Raw genomic sequence first — 14,981 nt, forward strand, 5'->3', positions numbered from 1 at the left:
AACACAATACTAAAAACGAACTTTTATTAGAAGATAACGCTTTAAGTTCGATTTTATCTAAAGTTTTAAATTTTTCAGTGCATCTTTAAACGGATTATTGTCGATTGTTTCATCTTTATTCATATATTTCTTCATATCTTTTTTAGAAACTTTACCGCTCGCTTTATTTTTTAATCGTTGATCCATATGTGCTTGCGTTTCAGTATGACCACAAACACAGCGATAGACCGCATCTTTCCCTCTGCCGAATAACGTCATTTTCTTTTTACAATTTGGACAACGTGCATTGGTTTTGCGTTGCACATTCTTCTTCGTATTACATGATGGATCTTGGCAAACGAGCATCTGACCATTTTTTGTTTTTACTTTAATCATGAATTTCCCGCATGTTGGGCATTCTGTCGTTGTTAAATTGTCATGCTTATATTTTTGTTCGCTGTTTTTAATTTTATTGACGATATCTTTCGTAAAACCTTTCATTTCATTAATAAATTGTTGAGCGTTGTATTTCCCCTTTTCAATCATCAATAACTTCTCTTCCCATTCAGCCGTTAATAATGGTGAAGTAAGTTCTTGCGGCGCTAACTCTAATATTTGTTTGCCTTTTGACGTTACTTTGATTTTACCGTCTCTTGATTCAATCGCATTAATATTAAACAGTTTTTCAATAATATCTGCTCTAGTCGCAACTGTACCAATACCGCCAGTTTGTTTAAGCGTATTCGCATGCTTTTTATTATTTAACTGAATATAATTCTGAGGATTCTCCATTGCTTTAAGCAACGTACCTTCATTAAAGTACTCAGGTGGCGTCGTTTCGTGTTCATTCACTTTAATATTTTGAATTTTGTACGTTTCTCCTTTTTGAAAATGAAGTTCCTGTACTTGATGATTGGAATCATTTCTAAGCGCCTTAAACCCTAGTTGACGTGTCACCTTGTCATTAAACTCAAACGTATAGTTGTTTACATCTAACTTCACTTTAACCGCTTCATATTCATGTGGCATCATCAATGATTCTAAAAATCTTTCTGCTACCATTAAATAAACTTTCTCTTCTCTATTACTCAAATTTTGCATATCTGGACGGACTTCTGTTGGAATAATAGCGTGGTGATCCGATACTTTCTGATTATTAAAGATACGCATTTTAGGCGAATATGATTTATTAATTAATGGACGAATATTATCTTTATAGTCAGTAGCTAATAATGCTTGTAGACGTTCCTTAATTGTGTCCGCCATATCTTCTGATAAATAATTAGAATCCGTACGTGGATACGTTAATATTTTATGGCGTTCGTATAAATTTTGAATGGTATTTAACGTCTCTTTAGGCCCCATTTTGAATCGTTGATAGGCTTCTTGTTGTAAATCCGTTAAATTATAAAGTGGTCTAGGATAACTTTTCTTCACTTTTGATTCTACATACTCAATGTGCCCCTGTGCATGTTTAACCTTTTCAGCAATCGTATCAATTTCATCTCTATTCACTATGCGCTTATCCGTTTTTAATTGGAAAGTTATTCCATTAACTTGCACGCCCAATGTATAGTATTTCTGAGGTTTAAAATGATTAATATCCTGTTGGCGAGAATGCACAAGTTGAATCGTTGGTGTTTGTACCCTACCTAGTGATAATTGAGCATCATATTTCGTAGTTAAGGCACGTGTCGCATTAATACCGACAATCCAATCCGCTTCACTACGGGCTAATGCAGCGCGATATAAATCATTATAGGCTCTCCCATCTTTTAAATGTTTGAATCCTTGTTGAATCGCCTTTTTAGTCACCGAACTAATCCACAAACGTTTAATTGGTTTCTTATTTCTGACTTTGTCCAATATAAGACGTGCGACAAGTTCCCCTTCTCGACCAGCATCTGTCGCGATAATAATGTCTTTTACTTCATTTTGTAAAATGAGGGATTTAACTGTTTTAAATTGCTTACTCGTCTTTCCGATTACAATCGTTTGCATGCGCTTTGGAATAATAGGTAAATCTTCAAGTTTCCATTCTTTATAAGCTTTATCATAATGTTCTGGTTGTGCATTGGTCACAAGATGCCCTAATGCCCAAGTAACAATGTAACGCTCATTTTCAATAAAGCCATTGCGCTTTCCTTTTATGTTTAAAGCCTCAGCAATATCACGTGCTACTGAAGGCTTTTCCGCTAAAATAAGTGATTTCATAAAACTTTCCTTTCAATATAACGCTTGGTTATAGACAAATTTTATTCATATGTCTCTAATTGTAACATGTAAAGCAATGGACATAACTTTCAATTAAATGTAAATGAATTTATAATTAATGTAGAAGTTTAGACCGAAACGGAGGTACGCTATGGATATAGTTAAATTAAGCGATTTAAACCAAATTATGTCTTTTTTAGAAACGTCGTCAAACGAATTTGCCTCTTATATATATAAGTTACCTACCAATCAAGATGAGATGAAAGCGTTATTGGAACAGTCTCTTATATCTCCTGGGATATTCTCACTAAGTGAAAATGATACTATCACTGCTTTAATTACTGCTATTGAGTATGAAGATAATAAATTTAAAGTAGTAGGACCATTTGTAAATCCTGAAGTCTCTTTTAGTCAAAGTGACTATCACTTATTATTTAATGCATTTCGTGATGCTCAAGATAGTGAGGCTGTGTTTAACTTTTCTTATAATGAATGTGTTCAAACTTCAAAGCCTTTAATGAAAGATATAGATGCTAGTTACAATTTTACTGATTACTATCTTAATGTAGGGTCACCTATACAACAATCTGATCATCTTCAAAATATTATTGAATATCAACCAGGTTTTCAACGCGCTTTTACTAAATTACATCAACAGACGTTTAAACATAGCGTACTTTCGGCTCAAGAAATTATACAATCCCTTGATGAGAATAACCATCTATTCTTATTTGTAAGTGAGGGACTATTGAAAGGTTACTTATATTTACAAGTATCTCCTCAAACTTCAGTCGCTGAAATACGTTATTTTAGTTCACACACAGATTATCGTTTGATGGGCATCGCATTTGATTTATTATCCTTCGCTATTGATTATGCATTTAACCATTATGAATTAGAGAAAGTATATTTTAAAATTCGTAGTAAAAATGCGACATTAGTCGAACGCTTTAATGAATTAGGTTTTAAAATAGACACTGAATACAAGAAATATAAATATTTATCTTCAACTCTTCATTAACATTAATATGAATAACGTATGTCTACGATTTTCAAAAATTCGAAATCGTAGGCATTTTTATTTTCAAAAGTTTAGATATTCTTGAGCAATTCAATTTTCACGTAATATAATTTCAGATACACTAATTTCAAGTGTTACAAGAAAGGAACACTGTAATGAATGTATAAGGAGAGTGAGTAAATAATGCATTTTCTTGATTTCTTAATTGCATTATTACCAGCGCTATTTTGGGGGAGCGTTGTTTTAATCAATGTGTTCGTAGGTGGCGGACCTTACAACCAAATTCGCGGTACAACGCTAGGTACTTTAATCGTTGGGATTATATTACTGCTATGCGGTAAGGCTGAATTTAGCAACATCACTGTTATTATTGTAGGCTTAATTTCTGGTGCGCTTTGGGCATTTGGTCAAGGTAACCAGTTACGTTCTGTACAACTTATTGGAGTATCTAAAACGATGCCTATTTCAACAGGGATGCAATTAGTAGGTACAACATTATTTAGTGCCATTTTCTTAGGAGAATGGAGTACAGGCACACAAGTAACAATGGGACTTATCGCTATGGTATTACTTGTTACTGGTATCGCATTAACTTCATTAAAAGCTAAAAACGAAAGAAAATCTAATGATCCTGAATTTAAAAAAGCGATGATGATTTTAATTATCTCTACAATTGGCTATGTCGGTTATGTAGTTATTGGAGATATCTTTGGTGTTAGCGGTACAGATGCTTTATTCTTCCAATCAATTGGTATGGCTATTGGTGGTTTCTTACTATCAATGAAACACGAAACAAATATCAAATCAACTGCACTGAACCTTATCCCTGGTATAGTATGGGCAGTTGGTAACTTATTTATGTTCTATTCACAACCTAAAGTCGGTGTAGCTACAAGTTTCTCATTATCACAATTACTTGTTATAGTTTCTACACTTGGTGGTATCTTCCTATTAGGTGAGAAAAAAGATAAACGCCAAATGATTGGTATTTGGTCAGGTATCGTATTAATCATCATTGCTGCAATTATCTTAGGTAACTTAAAGTAATTGTGTTTAAATATTGAAGGAGGAATTAAGATGTTTCCAGATTTAGAAAATAAAGTAGTTGTTATTACAGGTGCAAGTAGTGGCATTGGTAAATCATTCGCCGAAAACTTTGGTAAAGCAAAAGCAAAAGTCGTTTTAAATTATCGTTCAGATCATAATTTAGATGAGATTGAAAACCTTAAAAAGACCATTTCTAATGCAGGTGGCCAAGCAATTGCTGTTCAAGGCAATGTAGCTGTCGAAGATGACGTTAAAAATTTAATTCAATCAGCTATTAATGAATTTGGTACGTTAGACATCATGATTAATAATGCTGGCTTTGAGAAACCTATCCCTTCTCATAAAATGTCACTAGATGAATGGCAAAAAGTGATCGATATTAATTTAACAGGTGCTTTTATTGGTTCACGTGAAGCGGTTAATCAATTCTTAAAAGAAGATAAAAAAGGTGTCATTATTAATACATCAAGCGTGCATGATACAATTCCATGGCCAAACTATGTTAACTACGCTGCAAGTAAAGGCGGCTTAAAATTAATGATGGAAACAATGTCTATGTAATATGCACAATATGGTATTCGTATTAATAACATTTCACCAGGCGCTATTGTTACGGAACATACGAAAGAAAAATTCTCTGATCCAGAAACACGAGCTGAAACGCTAGAAATGATTCCAGCTAGAGAAATTGGCGAAGCACAAGACATTTCAAACGTAGCGTTATTCTTAGCTTCTGACATGGCAAGCTATATCCACGGTACAACAATCTACGTGGATGGTGGAATGACAAATTATCCTGCCTTTATGGGTGGAAAAGGATAATCAAATACTTAAGCATCCAATCCACCATAGAATACAACACTATTCATAAGAAAGTTTCATACTTATTAAAAAAAGCAAGCAACTCAATCCGTGAGTTGCTTGCTTTTTTCATACTAAATCAATTCATTATACAAATAATGCTTGATATACATATAAAATAATAATACTTATTACGATAGAAATATTGGTTACCATGCCTATGAGTGGTAGTGTCTTATATTTAAATTGAATAGAATACGGAATAATAGCTACCCCTACTGGTAATAACCAAGCAATAAGTAAAGTCGTTTTAATCATATCATCTGATACTGGTAAGAAATAATGTACCATCAAACCAACAAATAAACCTAAGCCATAATGTGCGGCTAAATATTTGATTGCAATTGGTAAAAAATGGCGTTCAATTTTAAAGTTAAGCATCACGCCTAGTAGTATCATTGATAAAGGCATGTTAGCTTTTGAAATAATAGTAAAGAAATCAATAGCTACGTGTGGTAAATGAATGTTAGACATGTTTAATATAAACATGACGATATATGTCACTAATGGCACAGAGGTAATTAACTTTTTCCCTAAAAATTTAAAATTGAATTGGTCGGCCCCTTCACTAAAATAACTTCCTACAAAATACGTAACACCAAACATAATAATGGCACCGCCTATGTCCGCCATACCGAAGTAAACCATGCCATTCTTCGGCCAAATTGTATTGACTAATGGATAGGCAAATAAACCAATATTTAATGAAGCTGTCATCATCCCTACTGAACCCTTAATATGATTATCATGTTTCCTAAATAGCGTGATGACGATTAACTTGGCAAGGACACCATAAACAATCATCATAATGGGTAGAATTGAAAATGAAAAATCTAAATCAGCACTATTTAGATTAACGATAACTAAAGAAGGTAATGTGACATTTAAAACGAGGGTAGAAAGTACTTGACTGTCTGCTGCTTTTAAGAAGTTAATCCTCTTCAAGAGATATCCTAATACAATTAATAAAATAATCATTACAAATTGCTCTGTCACTTCAATGCCTTCTTTCTTATTTACTGTCTTATTACAGTTAATAACTGTAACACAATTTACATAATTTTTAGAAGTGTCTTGTTCATGCTATAATTCAACTAAATTAGAAAGCCACATAAAAAGGAGTGCCATACATCATGGATTTAGAATCACAATTAGCTGAACTTAAATATGATTACACGCGTTTACAAAATGATTTAGAGAAACGTGAATCATTAAATCAAAATATAGACCCTTTATTGAAACAATTAGAAGATATTGAGCAAGAAATTGCTAACATTCGTTCAAAATTACGTCAGAAATAAGAGACGGAAGCCTCTAGTCAGAAAGATATCAGAATGCTATGATATTAGTCATGATAGAAAGGATGTTATCAGGTGAAACTTTACCTACTTTTATTACCTATATTATATCTTATTGTTAGTTACATCACTATTTTTAAAATGCACTCTGTATTCACGCGTATTTTAAGAATTGTTATGGGCATATTATTATTGTTTGTGGTAGCAATTACTACTTTAAAATTCCCTACAGAGAATTGGTGGGTCTTCGTTGTTCTAGCTCTTCTAGTAGGTAATGTTGAAGTTACTGCATTCAAAGCTTTAAAGAATGATCACAAAGGTGTTTCAATTCTAAATATTTTATCATTAATATTATTCGTGATATACATTATTTTAACTTTCGTGATGTATTAACGACAAAACTACATTACAACTTTCAAATTTTTGAAAAATAGAGAGGGTGTGCTTCTGTTCTTGAAACAGAAGCCGCCCTCTCTATTTATTTATCTACGTGTTAATTTATTTTTCAAAGTAAATAAAATTTCATAAATGACTGGGACTACAATTAATGTGAGTAATGTAGATGATACTAAACCACCAATAACCGTAGCTGCCATACCTTTAGAAATAAGAATTGAACTATCTTGACCGAATAGAAGTGGTAATAATGCACCGATTGTAGCAATCGCCGTCATTAAGATAGGTCTAATACGTGTGCCACCCGCTTCGAGTAACGCGTCTTTCATAGGCATGCCTTGTTGCTCATTAGTAATCACCCTATCAATCAACACGATGGCATTGGTTACTACGATACCAATCAACATTAATATACCAATTAAACTTGGTACAGAAATCGTTTCACCTGTAATAAGTAATGCAAGCACAACACCGATGACTGTAAATGGTAATGAGAATAATATTGTAAATGGCGCTAAACCACCTTTGAATGTAATAACTAATACTAAGTAAACAATCACGATAGCAACTAACATTGCAAAGGCTAATTGGCTTATAGCTTGATTAATATCATCAGTCGCACCACCAACATTAATCTTCACATTGTCTGGTTTATCGATTTTATTCACTTTTTGCATAACTTTACTTGATGTACCACCTACGTCAGAAGCAATGACCTTACCTGAAACGGTAGTTGAATAATCGCCATCTTCTTGGTTAAGTTGGCTTGGCGTAGTTGTATGTTCAAGTTTAGCAATATCTTTTAGTTTTACTTTTTCACCAGTTGGCGATTGTAATTCAATATTATTGATTTTATCGCGTGACCAGTCTGTCTGTTTATTTTGTTTTACTTTAACATCTACTTTATTACCGTTTTCTTTGACAGTAGTAATTGTTTTTTCAGGTAAGTTTTCATTTAAGTTTAATGCTAACTGCCCAGCTGAAATACCTTTATCTGTCGCTTTATTTTGATCAACCTTAATCTCATATTGATCGTAAGTTTGAGATAAATCTGATTTCACGTTTGCTATGCCATCAACAGATTTCATTTTATCTTCAACTTTAGCAACAGTACCTTTAATTGCCTCAGGTGAAGGACCTTTAACGGTTACTTCTATTGAGTTATTACCAGCACCCGTGCCCATATCTAAATTTTTCCATTCTCCTGGGTCTTTCATTTGCGCTAAATGCGAAACGACTTTGTCAGGTTCTTCATCAAAGTTAGGCGTATCTTTATCATATTTCACCATAACGGCCATACTATTTGTACTACCTGTTGGATCTGCTGGAGAAGGACCTCCTACTGAATATTGAACGGTTTTAACTTTTTTCTTACTCTGTAAGTATTGTTGCGCTTCTTTAGCATGATCAAGCACCGCTTCTTTCGTTTCGCCAGGTTTAGGCGTATACGTTACAGCTAAGAATTTATCTTCCCCTGCTGAAATGAAACTTGTACCTAATTTAGCACCACCGAGCACGACACTTCCAACTAATATTACTAAACTGATAATAATAACAATCCATTTATGATTAAGTGACCAATTTAATACGCGTCGATAACCTCTACTAATCGCACCAAGACTTTTAGTTTCATTAGTACTAACTTGACGTTGTTTTGTTTTAATTCCTTTTTTGAAAAATGTAGAAGCCAACGCCGGCACGACGGTAATAGAAACTAATAATGATGCTAATAAACTGAAAGCAATTGCTAACGCAAATGGTCTAAACATCTCACCTACTGAACCAGATACAAAGGCAAGTGGTAAGAATACAATGATTGTAACGATAGTTGAAGATAAAATAGGCTTAAACACTTCACGTGTCGCCCTAATCACTAAATGATCACCTTTTAATGATTCATCTGGATCAGATAATCGTCGATAAATATTTTCTACTACTACGATGGAGTCGTCGATTACACGTCCAATTGCGATAGTTAACGCACCTAACGTTAAAATGTTTAACGATACGTTACTTAATTTCAAAGCAATTAATGCGATTAAAATAGATAACGGAATTGAAACAATAGAAATCGCTGTTGTTTTAATATTTCTTAAGAATAATAGGATAACGATAATTGCAACGATTGTACCTAATGCTGCTTTTTCAACCATTGTATAAAGTGAATCTTGAATTGGTTTAGCAGTATCCATTGTTTTAGTCGCTGTAATATCACTATTATTTTTTACAAACTCATCAATCTTTTTCTGAGTTTCGCGAGCGACTTGAACTGTATTGGCATCTTGGGCTTTCATCACTTGAACGTTAACTGCATCTTTCCCATTTGTTTTAGAAATAGATGAGCGTTCATCTCCAACAGTAACTTTAGCAAGATCTTTTAAAGGCACACTCGGCATTTCACCACTAGCGCCCATTGTCATAGAACTATTTTGAGATTTTTGACTACTACTTGAAGTAGAAGCATCGTCTCCAGTACTACTCATACTTTTACTATCAGAATCACTATCTCCACTACTTGATTGACCTTGTCCTCCTAAAGTAAGTGGTATTTTTAAATCTTTTAGTGCATCAACAGATTTAAATTGGCCGTCAACGACTAACGATTTTTCATTATTACCAAATTGGAATAAACCAAGGGGTGTTTCTCGAGTAGCTGTTTTAATATAATTCTCAACATCATCGGCAGTTAATCCTGCTTCATCAAGTTTATCTTGTTTAAATTTTATCGTAACTTGACGTGTTGTTTGACCATTTAATTGTGCATTTTGTACCCCGTCTACAGTTTGTAGTTTTGGAATTAATTGTTCATTAATTTCTTTCGTTGTCTTTTTCAAATCATTTTTACTATTTGTAAATGAATAAGCGACAATCGGGAATGCATCCATTGAATTTCGCGTTAACTCTGGTTCACTAATACCATCTTTAAAGTCTATTTTATCAATTTCTTTTTTCAAGACTTCTTCAGCTTTATCCATGTCAGTATTATTGTCATATTCTACACTTACAATCGAAGCATTTTGAATCGATTGTGTTTTAACACTTTTAACGTAAGCCAAAGACCTTACTTGTTTATCTATCTTTGAACTTATTTCATCTTGTGTGGTTTGTGGTGTAGCTCCAGGCATGGTTGTTTGTACAGATATTACTGGATTTTCAACATCAGGTAATAATTCAAGTTTTAATTTCGCACTTGAATAAACGCCACCTAAAATGACCAAGACTACCATTAAGAAGATAGCGAACTTATTACCCAATGAGAATTGAAGCATTTTCTTAATCATTACGTCACTTCCCTAAACATTTTAGTAACTCATTGCTGAATTTAAGTTTATCATCTAATCTAAAAAAATCTGAACGCTTCTGCCATTATAGAATCGTTCAGATGTCATTACTTGAATACTGATGTCTTTATTTACGTTTTAATTTACGAGAAAGTTTAATTTTAGCTTTAGTTAATCTAGGTTTAACTTGTTCAATTAACTGATAAAGCGGTTGATTTAATACATAGTCAAACTCGCCAATTTTTTCACTTAAATAAGTACCCCATACTTTTTTAAATGCCCATAATCCATAGTGCTCGGAACCTTTAGGTGGATTATTATCCGTACCACCGAAATCATATGTTGTCGCACCATGTTCTCTTGCATAACGCATCATTTCGTATTGCATATGATGGTTTGGTAAAAAGTCGCGGTAATCGTTTGAAGATGCACCATATAAGTAATATGATTTTTTACCTGCGAACATAAGTAAAGCACCTGATAAGTATACACCTTCTGGATGTTTTTGTTTCAAGCCTTCCATATCATTTTTTAATTCTGTTGTCTTAGATATTTTATTCTCAACATCATTAAGTTTATTTGCGTTTTTCTTATCATTTGGTTTATTTTCTAATTTAGTTTGAAGTTTTTCTTTTTCAGCTTCTTGTTCTGCTAAATCTTTATTAATTTGTTCTAACACTGGTTTAGGTTCTAATTTAACTAAGAATAACTCTGCGTCGCCATCTTCATGTAATGAATCATAAATATTTTCAAAGTAACTAATATCACGTGTCAAGAAGCCATCACGTTCACCAGTAATCTTCATTAAATTAGCAAATGTTTTTAAACCTTCACGATCTGAGTGTTCTACTTTAGTACCACGTTTCAAAGCTAGACGTACTTTTGAACGGTTACGACGTTCATAACTTTTAAAGATTTCATCATCTGTTTTATCAATAGGCGTAATCATTGTCATACGTGGTTGAATGTAATCTTTTGATAAGCCTTCTTTAAAGCCTTTATGTTTAAAGCCTAATGCTCTTAAATTTTTAAGTGCTTCCGTACCATGTTCCACTTCAACATCCGGATCGATTTTAATAGCATATGCTTTCTCAGCTTTAGCGACTTTTTTAGTTTCTTCTAAAAGTGTTTCAAGTGCAGCTTTGTTACTATAATCCGTTACAAATCCACGAGAGACATAGCATAATGTAAACGGTAATTTCGGTATTTTTTTAAATAATAATTGAGCTACACCTTTAATCTCACCATTTTCTCCAACGGCAACGCGTTTTGAATACCATCCAGTTAAACGTTTTGTTTCTGCCCATTTCGTAAGTTGTAATAAATCGCCGTTAGGATGGTTTTTTACAAATGCGTCATGTTCTTGATTAGTGATATTCATCTTTTCCATGCTATAAAAAACTCCTTTATTTTCACATTAATTATCATTATACAGTCTACAATAGTGAGTGTCGACAAACATACTATTGAAGTTTGAGATTATTTAAATTCTCTAAAATCTGCTATACTATATAGACTTTAAAATTAAAATTTCTAATTTTTTATATAAAAGAGGTAATGAACATTGAGAAATATACTATTATTTATTTTTATCATTGTTAATCTCATTGCTATTATAATCACGTTAAGCCAACCACTTTCAATTGCCTACTTTAGTTTAAGAGTCATGTTTGTTGGCTTAAGTTTAGTATTAACCGTGCTATTTCTATTACTTAGAACGACACGTGTTTCGACTATTTTAAGCATCCTGTCATTAATATTAGTATTAGTGCATATCGCCTTAATCGCGCATAGCACTTATATTTATTTATATTAAATATCACTCTACTGGTTCGAAGCGATATTTAGCACCTTTTACAATAATAGAATAGGGTGCAGTCGCTTCTTTATCTTTAAAAACGATCGTTTGATAGCCAGACGTCGGGCCATCTTGAACACGATAAATAATATTATCATCCGTAAGTTGTAAATCTGTATAGTCTTCACCTTCATCTATAATGCGCATCTTAAACCATTTTTGCCATTTTGATAATGTTTTAGAACGCTTAGAACTATGAATAATAATGCGATCGATTGTAAACTGTTTTTGATATAAATGCGCTAACTTTTCATTGCGTTCTTCCTCACTATCTTCCCACTCAATAAAAAATGGAGGCTTAACCATATAATCAGGATCAGCAATATAAAGTAATTTCCAAGCTGTTTTATCTCCTTTTTTATTTTCTCGATGCATTTCAATAGGGCCAATCGTCTCTATATTATGTTCATGAAGTGTTTGTTGTAATGCTTTCATGTCTGAGGTTCTAAATGCCATTGTTTTAAAGCCTTGTTGAAAATGGTCATGTACAATCTTCGTAGCAAACGCCACCCGACCTTCTTCCGTTTTAGCTTCTTTTTTTAACTTTTCAACATCCTCTACATCTAACAATTCAATGTAATTTTCATTGATATAGGCTAAACGATTAAATGTGCCAAACTTATGATGTTTTCCTCCAGCACTTAATTTCAAAATATCGCCAGGATATTTAAAGTTGTTTAACTGATCGACATAATGAATAATATGATCAAATCTCAATTCCATCGGTCGTTCCCCTTTTATTAAATTTCAATTCAATTTTATTTTATCAAAATGTAGATAAGATTACTTCCATTTATCTTGCTATTGCAAATTTCACAGTTTCGTCATATAATATTTTTTATCGTTCGTAAATAGTTAGCTTTGCTAACCTTTTTTTAAAAGGAGTTATTTTATGCTTACAAATGAATTCTTTAATAGTTTCATCGGGATTTATCGCCCTTATGTTAAACGTACGCAACCTATATTGGATGAATTTGATTTACATACTGGTCAGTGGTTAGTACTAAGAGATATAGCGAATAGTGCACCCACTACACTAGTTCAAATTTCTAAGCGTCGTTTTATTGAAAAGCCTACCACTCGAAAGATTATTAAAGCATTATCTGAAAAAGAATTACTCACTATTACACCAGGTCAAGATAAGCGAGAGAAGATTTTGAATCTATCTGAAAAAGGCCAAAAGTTATTTGAAGATGTGAATGATCGAGTAACCCCTATTCAAAATCATTTGATTGAAAAATCAAATCTAACTATTGAAGATTTAGAACATGTTATTTCAACTATGTCTCAATTACACCAAATATTATCTGAGGAGGAAGAAGAGAAAGAATGAACCAAGTACAAGATTTAAAACAACCTATTTTTACGAAGAGTTTCACCGTGAACTTCGTGATTAATTTCTTCGTGTATTTATGCATGTACTTACTACTAGTCATTATTGCTGATTATAGTAAAACATCGTTTCATGCTTCGGACAGCCTTTCAGGTCTAGTTGTAGGCCTCTTTATCGTAGGCTCATTAATTGGCCGTTTTGCTACTGGGAAGTATGTAAATAAATTTGGTCCTAAAAAAATATTAATTACGGGGCTTATCTTCTTAATTATTACGCAACTGCTTTATTTCATTCCTGGGTCAATTGGCTTTCTCATGTTTGTACGCTTAATTAATGGTATTGCGACTGCAGTAGCTACCACAGCAACGGGTACAATTGCTGCGCACGTTACACCTGTATCACGTAAAAGTGAAGGTATCAGTCTATTTTCTTTAAGTTTAGTATTAGGAACAGCAATCGGTCCGTTTTTCGGAATTTTATTAATTAAATCATTTTCAATTAATCTATTATTTATTATCTGCGTTATTCTTGGAGTGATTAGTTTACTTATTTCGCTATTCATCAAAATTGACTTTAACCCTACTAGCAATGATACAGATAAAAAAATTGCGAAAGCTTCAAGTTTTAGCATCCATAACTTTGTAGCTAAAGAAGCCGTACCTGTAGCAATTGTAATGATGGTTATCGGTTTAAACTATGCTTCAATTTTAACGTTCTTAAAGTTCTTTGCTGAACAACGTCATTTAGTAGAAGCATCTAGTTATTTCTTTATTTGTTATGCTATTGCTTCATTAATTACTCGCCCAATTGCTGGTCGTTTAATTGACGCTAAAAATGAAAATGTAGTAGTTTATCCAGCATTTGTAGCTTTAATAATATCATTTGTTTTATTAGTAATGAGTTATAGTAGTTGGATGTTATTACTTTCAGGTGTCTTCTTAGGTGTTGGATATGGTAACTTATCATCTTCAATGCAAGCAATTGCTATTAAGGTTTCCCCTTCAAGTAAGTATGGTATTGCTACTTCTACTTACTTCATTGGTTTAGATATCGGTATTGGATTTGGACCTTCATTATTAGGTTTATTCACTAATTCAGTCACTTATACTCAAGTTTATATTATTATGGCCGTAGTTGCCGTATTATGTACTATCCTTTACTTCTTCGTACACGGACGTAAAGTTAAAGGAACAACATATTAAAGTTTATAAAGAAACCGCAATGACGTTATCAATGTAACGTCACTGCGATTTTTTTAATGATATATTTTAGTTAGCAATACCAATGGCTTCAATTTCACTTTTCATTTTATCTAATAATTGTTGTTGCTTAGCATTAAAGAAATAAAAGACTTGTCTTTCATCTGTTTCAGAACGTAATTTAGAAATAAGTTCTTTTTTATAAATCTTACGGATAATCACATCTATTTTACTTGTATCCCATAACATTTCAAAATGTAGCGTATCACGTAATTCTTTACCACTAATTTTTTTACCTTCGTATACTTTAAAAAGTACGACAAATTCTTCAATTGAAATTTTGTATGATGATTTTAACCAATGTTTCAATTGACTTAGTTCTCTTTCAGCTGCTATAAAACGTTGTACTTTGTTATTCATAAAAATGCCTCCAATGTTGATTCTCTGTTGTAGTAAATGCATTATATAATTAAAATTGCTTAATTTAATTATAT

13 protein-coding genes and 1 pseudogene are annotated in these 14,981 nt (G+C 32.7%); 8 read left to right on the forward strand and 6 right to left on the reverse strand.

The features are described 5' to 3' along the window. Window positions 1-57: 57 nt before the first annotated feature. Window positions 58-2,193 carry a DNA topoisomerase III gene (locus CD128_RS05530; RefSeq protein ID WP_103329040.1) on the reverse strand — a complete coding sequence of 712 codons (2,136 nt, stop codon included), beginning with the start codon at window positions 2,191-2,193 and terminating at the stop codon, window positions 58-60. Window positions 2,194-2,344: 151 nt separating this feature from the next. On the opposite strand from CD128_RS05530, the gene CD128_RS05535 reads away from it, so the two are divergent. From CD128_RS05535 to CD128_RS05545, 3 genes and pseudogenes are all read left to right on the forward strand, one after another. Next, window positions 2,345-3,214, forward strand: coding sequence for a GNAT family N-acetyltransferase (locus CD128_RS05535; protein WP_103329041.1), 870 nt, complete (start codon window positions 2,345-2,347; stop codon window positions 3,212-3,214). 183 nt (window positions 3,215-3,397) lie between these two features. Beyond that, window positions 3,398-4,261, forward strand: coding sequence for a GRP family sugar transporter (locus CD128_RS05540; protein ID WP_103329042.1), 864 nt, complete (start codon window positions 3,398-3,400; stop codon window positions 4,259-4,261). A 30-nt stretch (window positions 4,262-4,291) separates the two neighbouring features. Beyond that, window positions 4,292-5,083, forward strand: a pseudogene (locus CD128_RS05545) (glucose 1-dehydrogenase). A gap of 126 nt (window positions 5,084-5,209) precedes the next feature. On the opposite strand, the gene CD128_RS05550 reads toward CD128_RS05545, so the two are convergent. After that, complete coding sequence (locus CD128_RS05550) at window positions 5,210-6,118, reverse strand: AEC family transporter (protein WP_103329043.1); 909 nt, start codon at window positions 6,116-6,118, stop codon at window positions 5,210-5,212. Between the two features lie 137 nt (window positions 6,119-6,255). Here CD128_RS05550 and CD128_RS05555 point away from each other — a divergent pair, with 137 nt between their 5' ends. Both CD128_RS05555 and mspA read left to right on the forward strand, forming a co-directional pair. Beyond that, window positions 6,256-6,423, forward strand: coding sequence for an SE1832 family protein (locus tag CD128_RS05555; RefSeq protein WP_103329044.1), 168 nt, complete (start codon window positions 6,256-6,258; stop codon window positions 6,421-6,423). A gap of 72 nt (window positions 6,424-6,495) precedes the next feature. Then, complete coding sequence (gene mspA / locus CD128_RS05560; protein ID WP_103329045.1) at window positions 6,496-6,813, forward strand: membrane stabilizing protein MspA; 318 nt, start codon at window positions 6,496-6,498, stop codon at window positions 6,811-6,813. A gap of 89 nt (window positions 6,814-6,902) precedes the next feature. On the opposite strand, the gene CD128_RS05565 is transcribed toward mspA, so the two are convergent. Together CD128_RS05565 and CD128_RS05570 are read right to left on the reverse strand one after the other, a co-directional pair. Continuing rightward, window positions 6,903-10,097, reverse strand: a complete 3,195-nt coding sequence (locus CD128_RS05565; RefSeq protein ID WP_103329046.1) for an efflux RND transporter permease subunit — start codon at window positions 10,095-10,097, stop codon at window positions 6,903-6,905. Window positions 10,098-10,224: 127 nt separating this feature from the next. Further along, on the reverse strand, window positions 10,225-11,487 hold the full coding sequence (locus CD128_RS05570; protein ID WP_103329047.1) for a lipid II:glycine glycyltransferase FemX: 1,263 nt from the start codon (window positions 11,485-11,487) through the stop codon (window positions 10,225-10,227). A gap of 174 nt (window positions 11,488-11,661) precedes the next feature. On the opposite strand from CD128_RS05570, the gene CD128_RS05575 reads away from it, so the two are divergent. Then, on the forward strand, window positions 11,662-11,913 hold the full coding sequence (locus CD128_RS05575; RefSeq protein ID WP_103329048.1) for a hypothetical protein: 252 nt from the start codon (window positions 11,662-11,664) through the stop codon (window positions 11,911-11,913). 3 nt (window positions 11,914-11,916) lie between these two features. Here CD128_RS05575 and CD128_RS05580 read toward each other — a convergent pair whose 3' ends face one another. Next, the gene (locus CD128_RS05580) at window positions 11,917-12,678 is read right to left on the reverse strand and encodes a VOC family protein (protein WP_103329049.1); all 762 of its coding nucleotides are present in this window, start codon (window positions 12,676-12,678) and stop codon (window positions 11,917-11,919) included. Between the two features lie 169 nt (window positions 12,679-12,847). Between CD128_RS05580 and CD128_RS05585 the strand changes: the two genes are divergently transcribed. After that, window positions 12,848-13,288: a MarR family winged helix-turn-helix transcriptional regulator gene (locus CD128_RS05585; protein ID WP_103329050.1), complete on the forward strand. Its 441-nt coding sequence runs from the start codon at window positions 12,848-12,850 to the stop codon at window positions 13,286-13,288. Next, complete coding sequence (locus CD128_RS05590; protein ID WP_103329051.1) at window positions 13,285-14,490, forward strand: MFS transporter; 1,206 nt, start codon at window positions 13,285-13,287, stop codon at window positions 14,488-14,490. The genes CD128_RS05585 and CD128_RS05590 overlap by 4 nt, the downstream gene beginning before the upstream one ends. Before the next feature lie 66 nt (window positions 14,491-14,556). On the opposite strand, the gene CD128_RS05595 is transcribed toward CD128_RS05590, so the two are convergent. Further along, window positions 14,557-14,907, reverse strand: a complete 351-nt coding sequence (locus CD128_RS05595) for a SarA family transcriptional regulator (protein ID WP_103329052.1) — start codon at window positions 14,905-14,907, stop codon at window positions 14,557-14,559. Window positions 14,908-14,981: the final 74 nt, after the last annotated feature.

Origin of the sequence: Staphylococcus croceilyticus, from assembly GCF_002902575.1 — a bacterium.
Taxonomy (GTDB): Bacteria; Bacillota; Bacilli; order Staphylococcales; family Staphylococcaceae; genus Staphylococcus; species Staphylococcus croceilyticus.